The 22,016-nt window shown below is 43.7% G+C and carries 20 protein-coding genes; 6 read left to right on the plus strand and 14 right to left on the minus strand.

Annotation, left to right across the window (positions count from 1 at the left end):
• The first annotated feature begins 337 nt into the window (after window positions 1-337).
• Window positions 338-544 (plus strand): hypothetical protein, encoded by a 207-nt coding sequence (locus ACFI6J_RS14850; RefSeq protein ID WP_197044412.1) that lies wholly within the window; start codon window positions 338-340, stop codon window positions 542-544.
• 351 nt (window positions 545-895) lie between these two features.
• On the opposite strand, the gene ACFI6J_RS14855 is transcribed toward ACFI6J_RS14850, so the two are convergent.
• Window positions 896-1,102: a DUF6678 family protein gene (locus tag ACFI6J_RS14855; RefSeq protein ID WP_462586259.1), complete on the minus strand. Its 207-nt coding sequence runs from the start codon at window positions 1,100-1,102 to the stop codon at window positions 896-898.
• 70 nt (window positions 1,103-1,172) lie between these two features.
• Between ACFI6J_RS14855 and ACFI6J_RS14860 the strand changes: the two genes are divergently transcribed.
• A protein-coding gene (locus tag ACFI6J_RS14860; protein WP_085929704.1) for an IS3 family transposase occupies window positions 1,173-2,323 on the plus strand; the annotation gives its coding sequence in 2 pieces (ribosomal slippage) (window positions 1,173-1,449 and window positions 1,449-2,323; 1,152 coding nt in all).
• Between the two features lie 383 nt (window positions 2,324-2,706).
• Here the strand turns inward: ACFI6J_RS14860 and ACFI6J_RS14865 are convergent.
• Entirely contained in the window at window positions 2,707-3,165 is a 459-nt protein-coding gene (locus tag ACFI6J_RS14865) for a nuclear transport factor 2 family protein (RefSeq protein ID WP_014949692.1), read from the minus strand.
• A gap of 245 nt (window positions 3,166-3,410) precedes the next feature.
• On the minus strand, window positions 3,411-4,376 hold the full coding sequence (gene cysK, locus ACFI6J_RS14870; protein ID WP_014949690.1) for a cysteine synthase A: 966 nt from the start codon (window positions 4,374-4,376) through the stop codon (window positions 3,411-3,413).
• Window positions 4,377-4,647: 271 nt separating this feature from the next.
• On the opposite strand from cysK, the gene ACFI6J_RS14875 reads away from it, so the two are divergent.
• The 3 genes from ACFI6J_RS14875 to ACFI6J_RS14885 are packed head-to-tail and all read left to right on the plus strand — an operon-like array spanning window position 4,648 to window position 7,433.
• Window positions 4,648-5,484 (plus strand): AAA family ATPase, encoded by an 837-nt coding sequence (locus ACFI6J_RS14875; RefSeq protein ID WP_014976699.1) that lies wholly within the window; start codon window positions 4,648-4,650, stop codon window positions 5,482-5,484.
• Window positions 5,484-6,665 (plus strand): vWA domain-containing protein, encoded by a 1,182-nt coding sequence (locus ACFI6J_RS14880; RefSeq protein ID WP_014976698.1) that lies wholly within the window; start codon window positions 5,484-5,486, stop codon window positions 6,663-6,665. The genes ACFI6J_RS14875 and ACFI6J_RS14880 overlap by 1 nt, the downstream gene beginning before the upstream one ends.
• Window positions 6,666-6,713: 48 nt before the next feature.
• Window positions 6,714-7,433, plus strand: coding sequence for a nucleotidyltransferase family protein (locus tag ACFI6J_RS14885; protein ID WP_014976697.1), 720 nt, complete (start codon window positions 6,714-6,716; stop codon window positions 7,431-7,433).
• 88 nt (window positions 7,434-7,521) lie between these two features.
• On the opposite strand, the gene ACFI6J_RS14890 is transcribed toward ACFI6J_RS14885, so the two are convergent.
• The 9 genes from ACFI6J_RS14890 to cmoA all read right to left on the minus strand — a co-directional run bounded on the left by ACFI6J_RS14890 (window position 7,522) and on the right by cmoA (window position 17,672).
• The gene (locus ACFI6J_RS14890; protein ID WP_014949686.1) at window positions 7,522-8,895 is read right to left on the minus strand and encodes an MATE family efflux transporter; all 1,374 of its coding nucleotides are present in this window, start codon (window positions 8,893-8,895) and stop codon (window positions 7,522-7,524) included.
• 100 nt (window positions 8,896-8,995) lie between these two features.
• A complete protein-coding gene (moeA, locus tag ACFI6J_RS14895) occupies window positions 8,996-10,210 on the minus strand; it encodes a molybdopterin molybdotransferase MoeA (protein ID WP_156086479.1) in 1,215 nt (404 codons plus the stop codon).
• A gap of 138 nt (window positions 10,211-10,348) precedes the next feature.
• Window positions 10,349-11,020, minus strand: a complete 672-nt coding sequence (locus ACFI6J_RS14900; RefSeq protein WP_170826507.1) for a phosphoglycolate phosphatase — start codon at window positions 11,018-11,020, stop codon at window positions 10,349-10,351.
• Window positions 11,021-11,119: 99 nt separating this feature from the next.
• Window positions 11,120-12,874, minus strand: a complete 1,755-nt coding sequence (locus ACFI6J_RS14905) for a sugar phosphorylase (protein WP_014976695.1) — start codon at window positions 12,872-12,874, stop codon at window positions 11,120-11,122.
• A gap of 5 nt (window positions 12,875-12,879) precedes the next feature.
• Complete coding sequence (locus tag ACFI6J_RS14910) at window positions 12,880-14,103, minus strand: glycosyltransferase family protein (RefSeq protein WP_014949682.1); 1,224 nt, start codon at window positions 14,101-14,103, stop codon at window positions 12,880-12,882.
• A gap of 12 nt (window positions 14,104-14,115) precedes the next feature.
• Window positions 14,116-14,925: an HAD-IIB family hydrolase gene (locus ACFI6J_RS14915; RefSeq protein WP_014949681.1), complete on the minus strand. Its 810-nt coding sequence runs from the start codon at window positions 14,923-14,925 to the stop codon at window positions 14,116-14,118.
• Window positions 14,922-15,794 (minus strand): kinase, encoded by an 873-nt coding sequence (locus ACFI6J_RS14920; protein WP_014976694.1) that lies wholly within the window; start codon window positions 15,792-15,794, stop codon window positions 14,922-14,924. Before ACFI6J_RS14920 ends, ACFI6J_RS14915 begins: the two co-directional genes overlap by 4 nt.
• Before the next feature lie 94 nt (window positions 15,795-15,888).
• A complete protein-coding gene (cmoB, locus tag ACFI6J_RS14925) occupies window positions 15,889-16,887 on the minus strand; it encodes a tRNA 5-methoxyuridine(34)/uridine 5-oxyacetic acid(34) synthase CmoB (protein ID WP_462586260.1) in 999 nt (332 codons plus the stop codon).
• A gap of 53 nt (window positions 16,888-16,940) precedes the next feature.
• The gene (cmoA, locus tag ACFI6J_RS14930) at window positions 16,941-17,672 is read right to left on the minus strand and encodes a carboxy-S-adenosyl-L-methionine synthase CmoA (RefSeq protein ID WP_014976693.1); all 732 of its coding nucleotides are present in this window, start codon (window positions 17,670-17,672) and stop codon (window positions 16,941-16,943) included.
• Between the two features lie 173 nt (window positions 17,673-17,845).
• On the opposite strand from cmoA, the gene ACFI6J_RS14935 reads away from it, so the two are divergent.
• Window positions 17,846-18,481: a response regulator transcription factor gene (locus ACFI6J_RS14935; RefSeq protein ID WP_014976692.1), complete on the plus strand. Its 636-nt coding sequence runs from the start codon at window positions 17,846-17,848 to the stop codon at window positions 18,479-18,481.
• Window positions 18,482-18,516: 35 nt separating this feature from the next.
• On the opposite strand, the gene ACFI6J_RS14940 is transcribed toward ACFI6J_RS14935, so the two are convergent.
• Both ACFI6J_RS14940 and fadE read right to left on the minus strand, forming a co-directional pair.
• Complete coding sequence (locus ACFI6J_RS14940; RefSeq protein WP_039227628.1) at window positions 18,517-19,230, minus strand: CAP domain-containing protein; 714 nt, start codon at window positions 19,228-19,230, stop codon at window positions 18,517-18,519.
• A complete protein-coding gene (fadE, locus tag ACFI6J_RS14945; protein ID WP_462586261.1) occupies window positions 19,214-21,676 on the minus strand; it encodes an acyl-CoA dehydrogenase FadE in 2,463 nt (820 codons plus the stop codon). The genes ACFI6J_RS14940 and fadE overlap by 17 nt, the downstream gene beginning before the upstream one ends.
• Between the last annotated feature and the right edge of the window lie 340 nt (window positions 21,677-22,016).

Below are 22,016 nucleotides of genomic sequence, written 5' to 3' on the forward strand. Positions count from 1 at the left end.
TGTTAGGTGGCATTGTTTCCCCGAAGATATACACCAATATGGTCGCCCGAATACTTATGGTTTTTAAAGTTACCACGTTTGACAATTGGGATAGAGCCTAAAGTGTTGGTTATTTGTTGTTGAAGTTCTGGAGTGCTGAACTTTGAATCTTTTGGAACAACTATGAGTGGCGTGAATAAGAAGTGAGAGAAGTCTTGATGGCCACTTATTACGGTGTATCCACTTTTTTCTAATTTGATTCTCAGGTTAGTTAGCTTAGCTTCGCTAACTCCGTTTGAATGGAGGTGAATAGTAGGTTTAGCGACTGATGTGCACCCAACCAATACAATGATAAAAAATGACAGTAGTATCGTTTTCATCCCTGACACCTAACGCTAAGCTTTGGGGCGCTAGCACGTGGGCTAAAATCCGAGCGAAGCGAGCCAGCCCACGTGTTAGCGTCCCAGCGACCGGAGGGAGTGCCAACAGCGTTTTGTTAGGCGTACAACTGAAAGTACGCAGCTTTGCTGCCACCACTAGCCAAATAGACCGCGTGTTTAAATAATTGAATTTAAGATAAAACAACCTTGTGCGAAATGCCAGATGTTAAGGACATTGCTGGACAAACAAGCGAGTTTAGAAAAGTGGTGATGCAGAATGTTGGCGTTGCGGTGTTGAAAAAAAACGCGTTGCTAAAGCTATTGAAACTACCGAAAAAGCAAGCCGTAAAGACAACCTAGCGAAACAACCTTGATGTAGGAATGTCACGGCAGAACCTACTTTTTAATGCTGTAAGTAAATGACGCCTAACACCCCACTTAGGGGCACAAATACGCAGGCTATAATACGGAGCGAAGCGAAGGGAGCCTGCGTGTTTGTGTCCCAACGAGCGCCAGCGAGTGACTACAGTGTTTTGTTAGCTGCTTTTTGCATAAATATAGACATTCCCTGATTCGTTTTTGAATGAAACTCCTAATTTGGTTAATAGTTTTAGAAATTCACTCTCACAAGAAATAACTTGCTTTGGAACTAGTCTGCCTATTCTCTTTAAGTAACGCGGACGAACAAAAATCCACTCAAGATCCTCTAATGGATAAAGGCATAATGCAGACCAATCACCCAAATAGGTTGATCTGCTTTAATCAAACAGGACACTTTAATAATGGAATATAATCCAATTATTGAGGTGTTAAATGACAAAACGAACAAACAGAAGTTACACGGCTGAATTTAAACAAGAAGCTGTCAAATTGGTAACCGAGCAAGGCTACAGCGTACCAAAAGCAGCAGCGTCTTTAGGTATCACAGATAAGTTACTTTATCACTGGAAAGCTAAATTCGAGGCTGAGCAATCTGGAGCCAGTTTAAATGCGGATGAACGAGCAGAGCTGCTAAAACTACGTAAGGAAAATAAAGAGCTAAGGATGGAAAAAGAGATTTTAAAAAAGGCCAGCGCCCTCCTGCTAAAGGAAACCAAGTAACGTTTAAAACGATTAAGCAGTTATCTTCGGCATTTCCCGTAGTTAAGCTCTGTAAAGTGATGAAAGTAAGCCGTAGTGCTTATTACGCTTGGCTCAAACGGCCAGTCAAAATCATCACAGCAGAGCAACTGAACTTATATCGAATGGCAAAGCACTTCTTCGAGAAAAGCAGAAATAGCTTAGGTTATCGGGAGCTTAGAAAGAAGTTACGCAGAGAGGGCTTTAACGTCAGTGATTATGGCGTTCAGAAGTTAATGGCAACACTTGGCTTAGTTGTGACTCAACGAGTGGCATACAAGGTGACAACCAAACGCAAACACAGTGATGCTGTTGCTGATAACCTGTTGAACCAGAACTTTAACCCTGTTGCACCAAATCAGGTCTGGGCTGGTGATGTGACTTACTTAAGAACAGGTGAAGGCTGGATGTACTTAGCCATTGTTATGGACTTATATTCACGCCGCATCGTTGGTTGGCATATCGACAAACGAATGACGACTGACTTAGTAAGCAAAGCTATGATGAAGGCTTATAACTTGCGCCAACCGCCTAAAGGCTTAGTGTTTCACTCGGATAGAGGCTCACAATACACCAGTAAGCATTATCGTAAATTGCTAGCCAATTTCGGTATAAGAGCGAGCATGGGTGATGTTGGTGCTTGTTGGGATAATGCGGTAGTTGAAAGGTTCTTCGGCAGCTTAAAACATGATTGGCTATTGAAAATACCACAACCAACTCGTGAACATATGAGAAATGATGTAACTGCGTATATGCGCTATTACAACTTAGAGCGACTTCATACCGCTAATGGTGATCTGTCGCCAATAGAATATGAGCAAAGTTCCTTAAGAAAAGTGTCCTGATTTAGTTGCGCAGAACAGGTGACGTCTTCGTCGAAGATTTGAGGAAAAGGAGCGTGACCAAATTTCTTATATTGAAATGGAGGAGGAAATGGCAATTCTGTTTTTATTCCATCGATTAACATTTCCAATTCTGAAACATCCATTATGAAAAATCCTTTTTTGTTAATTGGGCAGCTAACAATTTAATGTACAGAAAAAATCCTTTATGCAAGGTGGAAACTATCCGTATATCACTTATGAGCGTTTTGATATAATTACCCTAAAACAACCCATTAAACAAAAAATAAACGCTTTTAAGCATAAAAGCCGGAAAACATCCTTTTTATTTTCTTCATTTGTAAAAAGCTACGTTGCTGGCCATAAAAACAACGTTTATCTACACGTTATAAATAGGCATCTGGATGAATTTTATTAACCTTCCATTCACCGTCTTCTTTAATCAAGTCTAGGCTACGCAAGTCTTCAATTTTATCGTCGTTGTATGTTCCACTTAAAAATACGGTGATTGTCGATTTTTCTGCGAACTCGTTGCGGCCAACTCGGCCTGCACTTTGAGGAGTGATGGTGACGGTGTCATATTTAAGGTTTAAGAGGTGGCGCTGAACGTTACTGTTAGTGTGGTATCTCGTTAATATACGAGACAGTTTTTCGCTTGATAGTCGAATTGCTGTATCAAGGTTGTCATCTTCATAAACACTTTTGAGAAACGCTACGGTGGTGTACTCAGGGGTACTTTCATCAAGCATGCCGTACCGCCCGATGCCTTCTTCCTTTTTACCGCAAGCGGATAAAATCAACACTGTAAAAAGCCCGAACAGGGCGTACCACATACGCGTTTTCATTTGGATTACCTTAATGTAAAGAGGTCCGTTTCTTATTGATAGTTTTATATCTCAACGAAGTCAATGCGCTCGCCGCTTCGCTAATCTATGCTTTGATTATTCACAATATTGTGCACAAAAGCAAAGTAATAGAGTGGAAAAGTCAGGTGTTTGTGTTCATAAAACTTCATGAGAAACAGAAAAGAGTAGGCATAAAAAAACGAGGCACTAGGCCTCGTTTTTAAATAATTGAAACATTTTGGCGGTTATTGAACTTCTTCTTGTTCGTCGAACGCACCAGCAAACAGAGGGCTACTTAGGTAACGTTCTGTGCCGCTTGCTAGAAGTACTACAACCACTTTGTCTTTGTTTTCTGGGCGTTCAGCAAAACGCTTAGCAGCAACAACGGCTGCACCAGAAGAAATACCTGCAAGAATACCCTCGTCGGTCATTAACTTGCGCGCCATGTCCATACATTCTTCGTTGGTAACTTGCTCAACTTCGTCAATTAGGTCTAGGTCTAGGTTACCTGGAATGAAACCTGCGCCAATACCTTGAATTTTGTGTGGGCCAGGGGTTAATTCTTCGCCCGCAAGCGCTTGGGTAATTACTGGAGAGTCTGTTGGCTCAACAGCAATTGAAGTGATCGCTTTACCTTTCGTATTTTTAAGGTAGCGACTTACACCCGTGATAGTACCGCCCGTACCTACACCAGCTACGAATGCATCTACTTTACCGTCTGTATCTTCCCAAATTTCAGGGCCAGTGGTTTTTTCGTGAATAGCCGGGTTAGCCGGGTTGTCGAACTGTTGAAGCAATACGTATTTGTCTGGATCTGATGCCACAATTTCTTGTGCAGCGGCAACGGCACCTTTCATGCCCTTAGGCGCTTCAGTAAGAACAAGGTTTGCGCCCAAAGCTTTTAGAAGTTTGCGACGCTCAAGGCTCATGCTGCTAGGCATGGTTAGCGTTAGCTTATAACCGCGAGACGCTGCAACAAACGCCAAAGCGATACCTGTGTTACCACTGGTCGGCTCTACAATTTCTTTACCTTCGGTAAGGACACCGCGCTTTTCAGCATCCCAAATCATGTTTGCGCCAATACGGCACTTAACGCTGAAGCTTGGGTTACGCGATTCAATTTTTGCGTATACATTACCTGATGTTACGCGATTTAGCTTAACTAGTGGCGTGCGGCCAATAGATAGGGAATTGTCGTCAAATACGTTCATTATAAATCCTTACCTCGTTCCTTATTTTATAGGAAACCCCGTCTGTCGTGATCTGTACGACCTTTTTAATAGTTAATAATTCAACGCGTGTGATAGTTAATAATTCACAGCCTGAATTAGGGGATTTCGTCATACCCCTATATCATTGGTCCCAATCAGTAAAATGCAAAGTGCTTTTTAGCTATATGTTATATCTATGGGCAATCATGAGAAGGCCTTGATATTATAGTTAAAATTGCAAAGACGAAAAATTATACGGAGTACAACAATAATGGCTTTTAGTGGCACGTCTAATTATATCGCAACCAAAGACTTACAGCTGGCGGTTAACGCAGCTATTACGCTAGAGCGTCCGCTTTTAATTAAAGGCGAGCCGGGCACAGGTAAAACCATGCTTGCTGAAGAATTGGCCGAGAGTTTAGGCACCGAACTAATTCAGTGGCACATTAAATCAACCACTAAAGCACAGCAAGGTTTGTACGAATACGACGCAGTGTCACGCCTTCGCGACTCTCAACTTGGTGATGATCGCGTTCACGATATAAGCAACTACATCGTAAAAGGTAAATTATGGGAAGCCTTTAGCGCAGAAAAGCGCCCGGTACTATTAATTGATGAAATTGATAAGGCTGATATTGAGTTTCCCAACGACTTGCTGCTAGAGCTCGATAAGATGGAATTCTTCGTTTATGAAACACAAGAACGTGTAGTCGCGAAGCAGCGTCCGATTGTTATTATTACATCGAACAACGAAAAAGAGCTGCCAGATGCTTTCCTGCGCCGTTGTTTCTTCCACTACATTCAGTTCCCGAATCCAGAGGAAATGCAAGAAATCGTTAACGTACATTTCCCAGATTTAAAGAAAAAGCTGCTTGATGAAGCGTTAAAGGCTTTCTTTGAAATTCGAGATGTACCAGGGCTTAAGAAAAAGCCTTCTACCTCTGAACTTATCGACTGGTTGAAGCTTTTAGTTGCTGAAGATATCCCACCAGAAGCGCTTCACTCAAAAGACGGAAAAGCTACTATTCCTCCACTTTACGGGGCACTACTTAAAAACGAACAAGACATACATTTGTTTGAAAAACTGGTCTTTATGGCGCGTCGCTAATGCTTATTCAGTTTTTTTATACACTGCGAAAATATCAGGTTAAAACCACGCTGCGCGAGTTGCTGGATTTGCTTAGTGCGCTTGAAAAGCACGTGGTGTATGCCGATATCGAAGCGTTCTACAGTTTGTCGCGTACCATAATGGTGAAGGACGAAACGCAGTACGATAAGTTCGACAGGGCGTTTGCTGAATATTTTGAAGGTGTCGAATCTGTCGATCTATTCGGTAAAGATATCCCTGAAGAATGGCTGCGTAAGGAAATCGAAAAAAATTTAAGCCCTGAAGAGCGTGAGGCGCTGCGTAAAGCCGGTGGCCTTGAAGAACTGATGGAAACGTTGAAAAAGCGCTTAGAAGAACAAGAAAAGCGTCACCAAGGTGGAAATAAATGGGTGGGCACCGGCGGAACATCCCCGTTTGGCGCTTATGGCGACAATCCAGAAGGTGTGCGAATAGGGCAAAAGGGAAACAGAAAGTTTTCGGCAGTAAAAGTATGGGATAAACGCGAGTTTAAAAACCTAAGCTCTGATGTAGAACTGGGTACGCGTAACATAAAAGTGGCCCTTAGGAAGCTACGCAAGTTTGCTCGCACAGGCGCAAGTGAGCAGCTAGATGTGCCAACAACCATAGGTGAGACAGCTAAAAAAGGCGGTTTACTCGATATCCACATGTCACCAGAACGTCACAATGCGGTAAAAGTGTTGATGTTTTTTGATGTGGGCGGCTCTATGGACCCACACGTAAAAAGTACTCAAGAGCTTTTCTCTGCGGTGCAAAGCGAGTTTAAATACTTAGAGTACTTTTATTTCCACAACTGCGTGTATGAGGAGGTGTGGAAAGATAACCTTCGTCGCAATAAAGAACGCATTCCTATTTGGGATATCATTCATCGCTACGGAAAAGACTACAAGGTTATTTTCGTAGGTGACGCTACCATGGGGCCGTATGAAATAACGTATCCAGGTGGCAGTGTAGAGCATTGGAATGAAGAGCCGGGCAGTGTGTGGATGCAGCGCTTATTGAACCACTTTAACAACGCTGTGTGGCTTAATCCGCAAGCTGAGAATTACTGGCCGTATTATTCGTCTATCAAAATTATTCGTGAAATTATGGAAGACAGAATGTATGGGCTTACGCTTGAAGGGTTAACGGCTGCTATTAAAGGGCTTAGCAGAAGCCGCTAAGCCCTTTGACGTGTCACGTTTTATTTCTTTGATATAACGGATATTGAATTGAAGTCGGAAAATTATGCCGTAGCACTTGTGGTGTTGGCGGGCGGAAAGAGCGCTCGCTACAAGGGTAATAAGCTTTTATCGGAACACCCAATTTCTGCGCTTTCTCTTATACAACACAGTGTGGGGGAGGTAGTTAGTGCGCGCAATGACTTAGCGTTAACCAGTGAATTACCCATTACTGTTGTTACGGGTAAATGGCATGATTCCGTAAATACGCAGCTAAAACACTCTCCATGTAAGGTTTCTGAACTACCCATCAGTATCGTTCACAACGCTAATTGGGATGAAGGCCTTGCATCAAGTATTCGCACTGGACTCACGCATCTTTTAAGCCTTTCATCACTGTCGAAATCAGTATCCCCGACAGCAAAGGGCTTGTGTACAAGACCTACTCACGTGCTATTCACGTTGGCCGATTTGCCGAGTCTTAATGCACAAGACTTCGTTCGCCTTATCAACTCTTCTTATGCGAACCCTAATCACATAGTATGCAGTGAATGGCAAAAGCAGGGAGAGAACAATAGTCGATTAACCGTACCTGCTATCTTTCCTGAAGCGGTATTTAGTGAACTGCTAGCGCTAAGTGGCGATATGGGGGCTAAGCCGGTTATTAAGAAGTATGCGAAACTAGGTAGGGTAACGGCTGTGTCTATACCTAACGCACAATTTGATATAGACACGCCACAAGACTGGGACAAACTAAAAAGCAGGGGGTAACTGCTTTGGTTCAATTGAACATTTTAAACTCGCCCTTCGGGAAGGTCTGGCAAGCTTCTGACTGGGCAATGATCTATGCGGATAGGTATTATGCATTCGCGATACGATGCACAGCACTGGGCCTTTGGATGTAAAGAAGGCGTGCACCTAGCATAACAGCTGCGGCACTCAATCCTACAATGAAGCCAATCCAAAACCCTGCTGCGGCCATTGGTTCTGCCGTTATCCAGTTTGTTCTACCTAAAATAACGCCTGTAGGTAGACCTATTAACCAGTAGGACACAAAGGTAATAACAAACATCGCTGTTGTGTCTTTATAGCCGCGTAATGCATTAGCCGAAATCACCTGAACCGCATCAGACAATTGGAATAACGCCGCGTAAATCAATAGCGCATTTGCCAAGGTATATACGGCTTCGTCGCTGGTGTACAGGCCAATGATGAATCCCTTTGCTAGCAGGGTGAAGCTAGCCGTACACGCAGCGGTGAAAAAACCGATCAGAATAGCGGTTCGAGCTGCAATTTTTGCCTGTCGTGGGTTATTTTGCCCTATGCGATAGCCAATGCGAATTGCTGCTGCCATACCAATACTCATAGGAAACATGAACATCAGGGCCGAGAAGTTCAGTGCGACTTGGTGGGCCGCTACCGTTGTGGCACCAAAAGGGGCTAATAACAATGCAACCAGTGAAAACAGCGTCACTTCAAATAGGATAGTCATAGCAATGGGCAAGCCCATTTTGAAGGTGCGATTTATGGTTACCATGTTAGGTTTATACAATTGTCCGAACAAATTGTACTTTTGCAGGGCAGGGGCAAAACGAACATAGATAACGGTTGCTATAAGCATAGTGTAAATCACAATGGCCGTTGCAATACCACAACCCGCACCGCCCATAGCTGGTAATGGGCCTACACCATAGATAAACAGGTAGTTCCCTACAATGTTCGCCATCAGCCCGATAACCGTAATAATCATAGTGGGTTTGGTTTTACCCAAGCCTTCACAATAGTTTCTAAGCCATTGGTAAAGTGCAAATCCAGGCATAGCGAACAGCACATACAGTACGTAGTCTACGGTAATGCTAAATAGCTCGGGCGCCATAGGGAACAGCGCGACTATGCTTTCAGTAAACGGAATTAAGCCTGCTACCGCTAATCCCACAAAGAAAACCAGATAACCAGCTTGCTGACTTGCGTCGGCAATACCACTTAAATTTTTGTTTCCCTGCAGCCGTGAAATGATTGGGGGAAGTGCCAGCGCTATACCCTGTATAAAGCAAAGCAGTGGCACAGTGATGCTAAATCCAAGTGCTACCGCAGCCATGTCGGTTGCACTGTAACGCCCAGCCATAATAGTATCGCTAACGCCCATTAGCATTTGAGTAATCTGCGCAACCAACAATGGCCATGCTAGTTTTAAAATGTCTCTTCCTTCTAAAAGAAAGCGTTTCTTATTCACGGTAATGTGTCTCTATATGGGTCGCCTAGGGCGATAAAAATGCAGAAAATAAAAACGAGCTTAAAAGCCTTAACGAAGTAGCGTTTCAACAACGAACTTGTTAAAAATGTAGCGGTATAACCGGAACCGTATCGCCAACTTTTAACTCACTTATATCTTCATGTACTACCATTAGGCAGTTAGCAGAAGTGATTGAAGTCATAACGCCAGAGCTTTGTGACTTAAATGGTGTGACTTCCCATTCACCTTGATTATTTCTTACCATGGTTGCACGCTGAAAGTCTCGGCGGCCTGCACGTCGCTTAAGAGGTGTCGTAATGCTAGCGTTAACAAAGAACGGCTCGTGTGGTTGTACTTGTCCTTGCATTTTTTTGATAACAGGCACAACCAATAATTTTGCGGTAACAAATGAAGACACAGGGTTGCCAGGCAAACCGCAAAACAACGTGTTGTTTATTTTGCCCAGTGCAAAGGGTTTACCCGGTTTAACTGCGACTTTCCAAAAGTCGATAGTGCCCAATTCAGCGATGATATCTTTTACATAGTCGGCATCGCCCACAGATACACCACCGCTACTTACCATTACATCTACACGCTCGCTCGCCTCAATGAAGAGTTTACGCAAAGAAGCTTCGTCGTCTTCTACAATGCCGAAATCAATAAGCTCTACATTTTCATTGCTTAAGATACTACTTACACCAACGCGATTAGACTCGAAAATTTGTGTCGATTTACAGGGTTCGCCAGGTGCAGCAAGTTCAGAACCAGTCGCGACTACACCAACGCGAAGTTTTCTGAATACTGCCACCTTACTGTTTCCTTGGGAGGACAGCAGCATAAGGTGTTCGGCGTGAAGGCGCGTGCCCTTGCTTATTAGTGTATCGCCACTGGCGATATCATTGGCCTTTTTACGTATATTCTCTTGCGCCGATGGAATTTTATTGATCAAAACCTCGCCATCATGACTTTCGGTATTCTCTACCATTACAACGGCGTTAGCATTGGCAGGCACCGGGGCCCCCGTCATTATTTTAAATGCTTTACCTTTTTCAAGCGGCTCATCAGCACTCATGCCAGCTGTAATTACACCCTGTACTTTGAGTTTATCACTGTGTTTGAGATCTTCCGCATTTACGGCATAGCCATCCATTGCTGAATTATCCCATGGCGGGACATCAACGTGGGCAGTTACATCTTGGGCCAAGATGCGGTTGTTGGCGTCAAAAATGCTCACTTGCTCAACGTCGTTTATCGCTTTTGCAGCGTCTAATGCTTTAGTGAGGGCTTCTTCTAGTGAAAGCCATTTAGATGACATACCAACAACTCCATGAAATGATTTAACACGCGGATATTACAGAAAAAGCGGCCTTATACCAAAGGTTAAAGCGTGAAATAAAAGAAAGTATGCGTAAACGACGCAATTGAAGTTTCATCAACGGCTATGTCAGATGAATTAAGAAGCGAACGTTAATATCTCTTCAAAGTCGTCGAAAACCCAGTTAGGTTTATATTTTGCGATGTTCTCACCATAGTTATACCCGTAGGTAAGCCCTATACTTTTTATGTTCGCGGCTTTTGCGGCAACAATGTCATTTTTAGAATCTCCAACCATTACACACTGTGAGGGCGAAACACCAAGCTTTTCACAGGCGTGCAGAAGGGGAAGGGAAGAAGGCTTTTTTTCCGGTAAACTATCACCGCCAATGGTAAGCGAAAACAACGAGAATATTGAGAACGATGAAAGGATAGGCTCAATAAATTCCGAAGGTTTATTAGTGATTAATGCTAGCGTGAACCCTTGTTCTTTTAGCGCGTGAAGTGTTGAGAACACGCCGTCGTACAGCACTGTACTCTTAGTATCTAGCGTTCGGTAATAGAAAAGAAATTTTTCTAAAGCGGCATCAATCTCGTTTGATGTGTAATGGTGTCTGATCTTTGCGTTGCCGCTCAATCCGCGTTCCACCAGAACACGAGCACCATTTCCAACCCAGTGTCTAATTGTCTGCTCGTTATACGTTGGTAATTGGTAGTCGTTTAATGTTTGGTTTAACGCTGTTGCCAAATCAGGAACAGAATCTACCAAGGTTCCGTCTAAATCGAAAAAAAAGGTATTAATTTCTTGCATTACAAAATTTTGATTTGCTAACTCGTGTGACAAGCATAACACCGCAGTATCCTTACCGCGGTAGATTTATTGGTCGACTGGCGTTATAAGCTCAAAGATTTATTCAAAATCTTGGTTGCTGATCCAAAGTACTTGATAAGGCTTCATTTGTAAGAAACCACTAGAAAGGGCTATCTCGTCACGGGTGATGAGATCAATCCAATTATCTGTGCCAATAAGGTTTATGTCAGACAACAAAATTGTTTGTTCTTCGTCTGAAATATTACTAATACAGAAAATACTTTGCTTTCTATCGAGACTTTGTCGCCAGTAGCCAAATAATTGATTACCAAGCTGCAATGTAAATTGCGTTGCATTGGGGTGAAATGCAGGCTGCGCTTTACGTATACGTATAAGCTGCGAGATTCGAGTGAGTACTTTATGATGCTGTGAAAAGGGCGAGTCTAACAGAGCCTCTAATTCATTAAAGTCCCAACGTTTTCTGTTGATTGAACGATTTTGTCCTGTATTAGCGACTTTTTCGTAATCGTTGGATGTGCCAAGTAAACTGTGAATGTAAATTCCTGGTATACCTTCCATACCTAACATTATGGCGTGAGCACAAATAAATCGGTCCACTTGATACTTATCAGGGCCCTTGGTGGTTCCTTGCAGCGCGTCGAACAGGGTGATGTTTATCTCGTAAGGCTTTTGCTGACCGTGATCAGAAGCGCGCCACGACACCTTGCCGCCAAAGTGCTGCATTGTATGCACAAGCTCTGAAATTTCTTCATCTGACAGTAGGCCTTCCGCCGGACGCAAGCCAATACCATCGTGCGAAGCGATAAAGTTAAAGTAGGCTGTGCCGTTTTGCGCCGGTGGCATACTCATCATCCAGCTTTTCAAATACGTACAATCACCCGTTACTAATGTATTTACAAGTAACGGCGGAAGCGAAAAGTTGTAGATAGCATGGGCTTCGTTAGCATTACCAAAGTACGTTAGGTTTTCCCTGTTGGGAATATTGGTTTCGGTAATGATTATGATGGAAGGATCCACATGTTCAATCAGCGTTCGGATCAAACGTATGACTTCGTGGGTTTGGAATAGATTAATGCAGTTTGTACCTACAATTTTCCAAAGAAATGCCACTGCGTCTAAGCGAAAGATTTTAGCGCCTTTATCAATATACAGCTTGATGATATCGATAAACGCTAACAACACCTTGGGGTTTCCAAAGTCAAAGTCAACTTGGTCGTGACTAAATGTGCACCATACATGCTTTGTACCGCTGGCGGTTTCCGTTTCTCGCAGCAAAGGCGACACACGAGGGCGAGTTACCATGGAGAGGTCATCGGATGGATCTGCTGTGAAGAAAAAGTCAGATCCTGGTCCTTCACCCTTCACAAAGTTATCAAACCACACGCTTCTTGCAGAGCAGTGATTGATAACTAGGTCGGTCATCAAGCCATAATCCTCAGCAATGACTTCAATATCGTCCCATGACCCTAGTGCTTCATTCACCGTAGAGTAGTCGATAACCGAAAACCCATCGTCTGAGCTGTACGGAAAGAAGGGCAGGATGTGAACATTATTAACGGTGTTCTTGCAGTAGCGGTGCAAAAACTTATTTAACGTAACCAGCGGACGCTCCCCTTCGTCAATGACACTATCACCGTAGGTAATCATGATAATGTCATCTTCATCCCAATAATTGTGATGAGACTGAGGTGAAGCAATATCCGTTTGCTGCTGAATGCCTATAGTGTTCATTAACTCAGTCGCTAGCGTCTCATACGAGACGTCCAGCGATACATCGGCATAAATGCTTTCTAAATGGTGTTTTACTTTGTCATGGAGATGGTCCCATGCCATATTACTTACTCCATATATTCTGCAGTATCGGCTTCAACCGCTTCTAATAGTCGTTCTAAAATATCGGGTACCGCGCTGGTCACGCGGTTCCAGCTTGGTATAAACGGCGTTTCCATAGGGTTTTCTAAAAAGTTTTGCCCCGCTTTCATAATGTTACTGGCAAACATTTCTACTGCTTTCTCTTCGCTGTGAATGTCTAAGTTCAAGCCATTCATTACGGCGTCATTGTGGTAGGTTTCTATAAAGTCTAGCGCAATACGGAAATAGGTGGCTTTAATTGAACGGAACATTTCGTTGCTAAACGTATAGCCTTGCGTGGCAAGTTTTCTGAAAATGGCTTTGGTAATGTCGATAGACATTTTAGATAAACCACCTTGGTCGTTATTAAGCGATAAATCCTGATGTTTATGGTCGTAAATATCACATATATCTGCCTGACACAGGCGGTTGTGCGAATAGTTGCGGTGCATTTCAGACAGCACACCAATTTCTAAGCCCCAGTCACTTGGAATGCGAATATCGTTTAGTACGTCGCGTCTAAACGAAAACTCACCCGCTAATGGATAGCGGAAGCTGTCCATAAACTCCAAGTATTCGTTGTCACCCATTATGCGTTTTAATGCACGAAGTAATGGCGTAACAAGAAGTCGAGAAACACGGCCATTAATTTTGCCGTTAGCCACACGCGCATAGTAACCCTTACAAAACTCGTAGTTAAACATTGGGTTGGCTACAGGGTAGATAAGCTTTGCGAGCAAATCTTTGTTATAGGTAACAATATCGCAATCGTGTAGTGCAACAGATTCTGCTCGATTCGATGCTAGTACGTAGCCCATGCAGTACCAAACGTTTCGGCCTTTACCTAACTCCTTTGGCGCCAAGCCTTGAGCCTGAAGCTCTTCATCAAGTGCTTTAAGGCGAGGACCGTCGTTCCATAGCACTCTGTGATGCTGAGGAAGTTTGCCGAAGAATTTTAGTGCGTGTTTGTACTGCTCTTCATTGGCTCGGTCCAGACCGATGACAATTTCTGATAAGTAGGGCACGTCTGTTAATTCGTTGACGATATGTGGAAGTGCGTCGCCTTCTAATTCAGAAAAGAGCGACGGTAAAATAAGTGCCATAGGGCGCTTCTGTGAAAACTGTAGAAGCTCTGCTTCAAGCTCTTCGGTAGGACGACGAGCTAAGTTATGTAACGTAGTAACCACACCATTTTGATAAAAATCAGCCATGTGTCCTCCTGATCATAGGGATAGCAATTGAGTAAGCATTTCGTTCCAGCCTTCAGGGCCGGTTAGGGTGCTGGTATAGACCTCTTCTTTTTTTACTGCTGGTGGAGGATTTACCGGGGATAAAATGCGAATGGGGACGTGCGCCGCTTCAAGCATTGCAACGTCGTTCTTACCATCGCCAAGGGCAATAGTGTTAACTTTGGTGGTATGTTGCTTTTGATATTCATTGGCCAGCCACTTGAGAGCCTGGCCTTTATCGCAATTACCTGAAATATGAATGAAGCGGCCGCCTTCTAGAGGGAAAGCACCGCGATCTTTTACTACCTTTAAAAAGCGTTGTTTTTCTTCGTCAGTGCCAAGCCACAAAACCGGCTCGCCAAACTGGCGTTTGGCAGCAAGTGACGCTGACCTTTCGTCAAGCCCAGTACATTCCTGAATTTCTTGAATCGACATTTTTGAGAATTGTTTATACTTGCCGTCAAATTCGCTACCTATTTTTTCAAGTAGCTTAATCCAGTAATTTTTGTTTGAGATAAACGCCTTACACCAGTAGCCATCTATCCAAACCGTACCGCTGGGTTTTTGTTTGAAAAAGCCATGAGGGATGAAAATAGCGGCGCCATTTTCAATAATAAAAGGCCCGTCTAAACCAATACTCTCGCGCAGCGGTTGTAATTCAGCAAAGGTTTTGCTGGTAGTGGGAATAACGGGAATGTCCTTTTTTTCTAATGCCGTTAAAGCCGGTTTCGCCGCCTCGAAAGAGTAGGTATGGTGGTCTAACAGCGTGCCGTCCATATCGGTGAAAACAAGCGTTTTCGTCATCGTTTTACGTCCTGTTTAGTTATCGTTCTTGTTTCATCTAGATAAAACACGGTGTCGCACTTTTCAGGCAAGTGACTTAATGCGTGTTCAGTGATGCGTTGGTAGTGTTGCACAAAGTTTGCCACTTCTTCATCAGACATCACTCCATCGCTATCTTTTAACGCTTTTTGGGCGAGTTTATGTTCTTGTTCTAACCGCCATTGATACACACAGTCGAAACTCGGTGCTTTCAGCATAATGCGGTAGTCTATTTTGTCGAACAACGTCTGATAATCGCCTGCTAGTTCAGTGTTTACAAAAGAGCGCCAAATGCCCAATGGGTCCTCTACTTCTTCAAGGTGGTTTACTGGCCGTTTAAGTTCGCTAGATGTTTGCGCAATAGCGCCCACACACCATCCTTCAAGTATGATGAAATCGGGTGAAGATTCGATTACAGGCCACTGTTCTTTGGGGAACGGGTTATCTGTAGCTTTGTTAAAGCGGGGCAGCGATGTACGCGTGCCTTTTTCTAAACTGCGAAACGTATTTAACGCTAGAGGAATGTCATGAGTACCCGGTACACCACGAGTTGCTAGAAGCGGGTGAACTTTTATTGCTAGCGCATTTCGCTGCGACTGGTCGTAGTAAAAATCGTCAATTGAGAGTGATACCACTTTTTTGTTGTGGACCGAGGTAAGGAAGGACTCGATAAAACTGGTCAGAGTTGATTTACCTGAACCCTGACTGCCATTTATGCCCACGATAAATGGTTGTGTTGCACCGTCTTGGTGCTTAAGCAGTTGCTCACATAATGGGGTGAACCATTTTTGTGCAGTTTCTGCATAGGTACTTGGCAATTGATGCGTCGTTAGAAAGCCATGTATATCCATGTTGTCACCTTAATCAATGCAGAATTCGCACGTTCTTCTTGATTAAGATAACAACATTTGTGCCAATAGGGTAACAGAGGCGTGGTCTTACGACTTACTTCTTGTTAGCGACAATAACGGCCCTTTGTGGTGCAGGGTAACCTTCGATAGTGCGAGTAATATCTTCCGGATCGAGAAAATCTTTCAAAGATTGCGTTTCCATCCAAGGCGTTGCGCGCTGCTCATCTAGGGTTGTGTGGTTGATATCTACAACGCGAATATTTTCAAAGCCTAAGCGGCCTAACCAAACAGATAGGGCTGCAGTGCTCGGTAAGAACCACACATTTCGCATTTGTGCATAGCGTTCACCCGCCATCAATACTGTATTTTCATCACCATCCACAACAAGGGTTTCAAGAACCAGTTCGCCACCTTTTCTTAGCTGGTCTTTAAGTTGCTGCAGAAACGCCATTGGGTCTTTACGGTGGTAAAGTACACCCATAGAAAACACAGTGTCGAAAGCACTCAGTGGCTGCATGTCTTCAATGCCCATCGGTAGAAAATGGATATTCTCGGAAGGCGCACTACTTTTACTAATAAATTGTTTAATGGCGTGAAACTGAATAAGAAACAGTTGGGTAGGATCTATACCTATTACGTTATTGGCACCTTCACCCAGCATGCGCCACATGTGATAACCACTACCACAACCTACGTCTAAAACGTTTCGGTCTTTCAGCGAACTAATATGAGGTGCTACGCGATCCCATTTCCAGTCCGAACGCCACTCTGTATCAATATGAATTCCATGAAGATTAAATGGCCCTTTTCTCCAGGGCATAAATTGCTTTAGTATTCCTTCAATTTGTTTTTGGACATATTCATCTACGTCATTTTCGGTGCCAATGGAAACGCTTGAGGCTAAATCAACACAACTCGGCGACGTAGTCGGCAGCTTCGAAAGTAAACGGCACCATTTATCAAACTCACCGTGTTTAGCAGTTCGCTGCCAGGTGTCCATTTGTGCCGGCAGCGTTTGAAGCCAATGTGATAGCGGGCTGTCTATTAACGATTTGTAGCAATCGGTAAACCAAGTTTGTTCTAATTTGCTCATACTGTTCTTAATATGTGTTGACGTTGCGAAAAGACGGACGTAGCGAGATTTGTTTAGCCTTTAATGGCAACCATAGACGTGAAGTTATAACATTTGTACCACATCACAACATCGGTAAACCCGACTTTTCTCAAGCGAGTATCATGCTCGTTAAATGTATCGGTTAGCATAACTTTTTCTAACGCGGCGCGCTTTTGGCTCACTTCTAGTTCACTATAACCGTTGTCGCGCTTAAATTGATGATGTAAATCTACCAGCAGCTCATTGCCAGTAAGGGTAGGGTGGCGTATTTTTTCTGATAGCACCAACATACCGCCGGGGTTTAACCCATCATAAATGCGCTTTAATAACGCTTCGCGGTCAGCGGGTGGGATAAATTGCAAAGTGAAATTCATCACAACCAAAGAGGCATTCTTAATTTCTACACTTTGTGCAAACCCATGCTGAATAACAATTGGGTTTGGCAGTGTGAAGGTCTGTACGACGCGTTTGCAGCGCTCTACCATTGCTTCTGAAGCATCCACACCAATAATTTCACATGTATCGTTAGGTAAAGCTCTTGCCACAGATAAACTTGCAGCACCTAAGCTACAGCCAAGATCATAAACGACGGTATTGGGCGTAACGGCAATTTTAGCCAATTCGCCTATGGTGTGAACAATGGTTTCGTATCCAGGCACTGAGCGCTGAATCATATCGGGAAACACATCAACGACAGACTCGTCAAATTTAAAGTCATCTACTTTATTGAGTGCCTTTGCGTATATATTGTCGTGTTTCTTCACAGTGGGTCTTCAATTAACTAATTTGGGGCGCAATTTTACCGTTTGATACGTAAATGCCAATGGAAAACACCAAATTTGTTATATTTTGCGTGATTTTTCTGGTTTAGGGCTTTTCGTTAATGATCTAAAGTATTAATCTATACTCATAATACAATAAGGAAGCAGTAACGCTAATGACAAGAATTCTAGTAGCAGACGATCACCCATTGTTTCGCGAAGCTTTGAGCGGCGCGTTGGAACCTTACTTTGAAAACGCACAGATAATTCAAGCAGGAAGCTTAGATGATGCGATGGCGAAGCTAAACGAATTCGACGGTGTTGAGCTGATCCTTCTTGACCTTAATATGCCTGGCGGTGAATATTTTAACGGCCTTATCACGCTGCGTGAACAATACCCGAATATCCCTATTGGTGTTGTTTCGGGCAGCGATACTGTTGAGGTTGTCGCTCAAGTAATGAGCCTAGGTGCTCAGGGCTTTATCCCCAAAGTGTCCCAAACACGAGAAATTGCTCAGGCTATTGTAGACATTATTGGTGGCAAAAAGTGGCTTCCAGAAGGTATGGAAGAAGAACTAGAGAAAGTTGACGATGAGCTTAAAGTTCTACTTCAGCGCTTCCGTGAACTTACACCTAAACAGATTCAAGTGCTTTCTTACTTACGCGCAGGCTTAATGAACAAGCAAATCGCTCACGAGATGAACGTTACGGAAGCAACCATTAAAGCACACATTAGTGCCATTCTTCGCAAGCTAGAGATCAACACGCGTACGCAAGCCGTATTGTTGATGGATAAACTCCAACTTAGTTAAACTAAGTATTTATCTAGCGCTAATAAAAAACCGGATTATTCATCCGGTTTTTTTGGCTGTAAAATAATTTCACCACTTTCCGTGACGATCCCAAGGCCTTTATCAGGGACATGGTCAAACTTCTTTTGACGCTTTATTAGAAGCGTAGTTGTTGTGTCATCCTTTAAGTCATTGTTAGACGTTTCTGTGTCAATCAGTTTGGTCAAGTATATAGCCCAGTATTCAACGTGAGGCGTTGAGTAATCTTTGTAAAAGGCAATACCTATTTGATCTTGTTCTTGATAAAAAGGTAACTCTGCTAACAAGTGTTGACGGTGTGAAGTCGATGTTTTAAGTGCGTACCACACGTCATCAGCTGTTATATAACCACCAGCAAGGGCCTCCACTTGATTGCTCATCGCATCGCCATAATATTCTGGTAACGTTAAACCAGCATTGCGAATGCGAGTGTTCGGACTGCCGCCCAAAAAGTGAGACACCAAGCCTCTCTCAGCCATGTCTTTCGCTTTTGTTTCAGCCAGCATAACAAGCGTAGGATTACATTTTAGTACCGAACGTTGTTGACCTTTGTCGTTAGCAATTAATAAAGAGAGTTCTCTCGCCTGTTCGGTATTTCCGCAGGTTGTTTGATCGGCCAAGCAAAGGCTAGAAAATACGTAGGTGAGTGATGTTAATAGAATGAATCGTTGACGAAAAAGGCCGCGAGAGCGGCCCTTTTGTTTGGGTATGAAATTAAGCAGCTTTGCCACCTCGTTTCTTAGCAGTGGTGTTGGAATTAACCTTCGCTACTAATTCTTCGTGGTCGAAATCATCGACGTTGATAGTGCGAAGTCTTCCAGCTTCAGTCTTACGAAGTAGATTCGCTTCTTCTTCGTTAATAATTCCTTCTGCTAGCGCTTCGTCAGCAAGCACATCTAAACGGGTAAACGGTAGTTTAGCTTTTTTGTGCTTACAAATACGTTCGAAGATAGGCTCACTTGCTAGTACATCATCAAGAGTTTGCTCAAGATCGCCAAACAAGCTTCCTTCCTCACGGGTGAGGTACTGACCATAACCTAAACGGCTACGTGCAGTTGAAGGCGTTTGAAGCATTTGTGCAATAGCATGTTCTGTCTTGTCTGAAGGCTTACCAATACGTCGGCCAAACGGAATCACCATAACGCGAAGCGCTGCAGCGATTGCGCGGTTAGGGAAGTTAGCCAAGAAGTCATCAATTGCTGTCTCGATATCGTGCAATGTAGTTTGCATTGCCCAATGTAAAAGCGGTAAATCTTCTTTTAGACGACCTTCTTCGTCGAAGCGTTTAAGCGTTGTACTACCCATGTAAAGGCCACTTAGGATGTCACCTAAACGCGCTGATAAACGCTCGCGACGCTTAAGATCACCACCAAGCACACCCATAGAGACATCGGTTAGTAGTGCTAAGTTTGCACTGTAGCCTTGAAGTAGCTTGTAGTAACGCGCCGTTTCGTCAGTGAACGGTGCGCTGCTGAATGCGCCATTGGTTAACGAGAACCAAATACTGCGAACAGTATTAGCTACCGCAAAGCCAATATGACCGAATACCGCTTTATCAAACGCTTTCAACGCTTCTTTCTTGTCTTCGATAGACGCAGCTTCTATTTCCTTAAGCACGTAAGGGTGACAACGCATTGCACCTTGACCAAAGATCATCATGTTACGGGTTAGAATGTTTGCGCCTTCAACCGTAATTGATACTGGTACACCTTGATAGCCGCGACCAAGGTAATTGTTTGGCCCAAGCATAACGCCTTTACCGCCGTGAACATCCATCGAATCATTAATGATTTGACGCATCTTCTCGGTTAAGTGGTACTTACAGATAGCCGAGATAACAGAAGGTTTCTCACCAAGGTCTACACCCACCGTTGAGAAGCGTGTTACGCCATCCATCAAATATGCATTACCACCAATGCGCGCAAGCATTTCTTCAACACCTTCCATATGACCTACAGGCATACGGAACTGGCGACGAATACGTGCATATGCACCCGTTGCAAGAGATACTGATTTAGCACCACCAGCAGCAGATGAAGGAAGGGTAATACAGCGACCTACCGACAAACATTCAACCAGCATGCGCCAGCCGCGACCTGCCATTTTCGGACCACCAATGATGTAATCGATTGGAACGAAAATATCTTCACCCTTAATAGGGCCATTTTGGAATGGCGTATTGAGTGGGAAGTGACGGCGACCAATCTCTAAACCTTTAGTGTCGCGAGGAATAAGGGCACATGTTATGCCCGGCTCTTTGTTATCACCTAGAAGACCTTCAGGATCTTGAAGTTTAAAGGCAAGACCAATAACCGTAGCAACAGGCGCAAGGGTGATGTAGCGTTTGTTAAACGTTAGGCGCATACCCAACACTTCTTCGCCATTCCACTCGCCTTTACATACAACGCCAACATCAGGGATCGCACCTGCATCAGAGCCAGCTTCTGGGCCGGTTAATGCAAAACAAGGGATTTCTTCACCGGCAGCAAGACGGGGAAGATAATGATCTTGTTGCTCTTTTGTACCATAGTGCTGAAGTAATTCGCCCGGGCCCAATGAGTTTGGTACACCGACTGTGCTTGATAGCACCGCGCTTACGCCTGCAAGTTTTTGAAGAACGCGAGACTGGGCATATGCCGAAAACTCTAGACCGCCATACTCTTTCTTGATGATCATCGCGAAGAATTTGTGTTCCTTCAGGAACTGCCAAATTTCAGGTGAAAGATCAGCATCTTTATGGTTTATTTGCCATTCATCGACCATTGAGCACACTTTGTCACAAGGACCGTCTAAGAATGCTTGCTCTTCAGCAGTGAGTCGACCTTTCGGAATGCGATGTAATTTATCCCAGTCTGGCTTGCCGCTGAAAATATCACCGTCCCACCATACCGTACCTGCGTCGATAGCTTCTTGCTCAGTGCTCGACATTTCAGGCATAACTTTGCGGTAGAAGGCTAGCAGCTTCTTAGAGATGTGCTGCTGTCTGATATTTGCAAGCTTGAACGGCAGCGTTAAAGCAAGGAACACTACCCAACCAAGCAGGCCGATGTCACCGAAAAGGGTGCCTAAAATCATAACACCTGCGCCCATGGCAACCGCTGTTACCAAGCTGGTTCGCTGATAACTAGCTACCGCTAGTGTCAGAACGACCAGTAAAAACCATATAAAATCTGCCATACTTCACTCCTGAAAGGCGTTAAACGTTACGCTAGTCTTAACTCGAGCGTGGTGAGTTGCTTTATGAAAAGCAGTCACAGATCGAGGTCAGACCAGCATGCTGTAAACCTATTATTTAATAGGGCAAAGATCAAGATTTTTACATGAATATTCTATTAACAACGACATAAATAATAGGGTAGTGCGTTATCCGCTCTATAAGTATAGTCGTTGCTTATAAATACTGATTTAGAATGTGAATTGTGTTGCGAAACGAGAAGAGGTTACGTGAGGATAAGACAGCAACAGTCTAAATAAAAAAAGCACGTCTGAATGCTAGTTCATAACGTGCTTTATTCAA

Source organism: Alteromonas sp. G4i13 (assembly GCF_054960505.1).

Coding starts and splice junctions, on each gene's coding strand:
- ACFI6J_RS14850 (WP_197044412.1), top strand. CDS start 338: ATGACAGTAGTATCGTTTTCATCCCTGACACCTAACGCTAAGCTTTGG.
- ACFI6J_RS14865 (WP_014949692.1), bottom strand. CDS start 3,165: ATGAAAACGCGTATGTGGTACGCCCTGTTCGGGCTTTTTACAGTGTTG.
- cysK (WP_014949690.1), bottom strand. CDS start 4,376: ATGAACGTATTTGACGACAATTCCCTATCTATTGGCCGCACGCCACTA.
- ACFI6J_RS14875 (WP_014976699.1), top strand. CDS start 4,648: ATGGCTTTTAGTGGCACGTCTAATTATATCGCAACCAAAGACTTACAG.
- ACFI6J_RS14880 (WP_014976698.1), top strand. CDS start 5,484: ATGCTTATTCAGTTTTTTTATACACTGCGAAAATATCAGGTTAAAACC.
- moeA (WP_156086479.1), bottom strand. CDS start 10,210: ATGTCATCTAAATGGCTTTCACTAGAAGAAGCCCTCACTAAAGCATTA.
- ACFI6J_RS14900 (WP_170826507.1), bottom strand. CDS start 11,020: ATGCAAGAAATTAATACCTTTTTTTTCGATTTAGACGGAACCTTGGTA.
- ACFI6J_RS14905 (WP_014976695.1), bottom strand. CDS start 12,874: ATGGCATGGGACCATCTCCATGACAAAGTAAAACACCATTTAGAAAGC.
- ACFI6J_RS14910 (WP_014949682.1), bottom strand. CDS start 14,103: ATGGCTGATTTTTATCAAAATGGTGTGGTTACTACGTTACATAACTTA.
- ACFI6J_RS14915 (WP_014949681.1), bottom strand. CDS start 14,925: ATGACGAAAACGCTTGTTTTCACCGATATGGACGGCACGCTGTTAGAC.
- ACFI6J_RS14920 (WP_014976694.1), bottom strand. CDS start 15,794: ATGGATATACATGGCTTTCTAACGACGCATCAATTGCCAAGTACCTAT.
- cmoB (WP_462586260.1), bottom strand. CDS start 16,887: ATGAGCAAATTAGAACAAACTTGGTTTACCGATTGCTACAAATCGTTA.
- ACFI6J_RS14935 (WP_014976692.1), top strand. CDS start 17,846: ATGACAAGAATTCTAGTAGCAGACGATCACCCATTGTTTCGCGAAGCT.
- fadE (WP_462586261.1), bottom strand. CDS start 21,676: ATGGCAGATTTTATATGGTTTTTACTGGTCGTTCTGACACTAGCGGTA.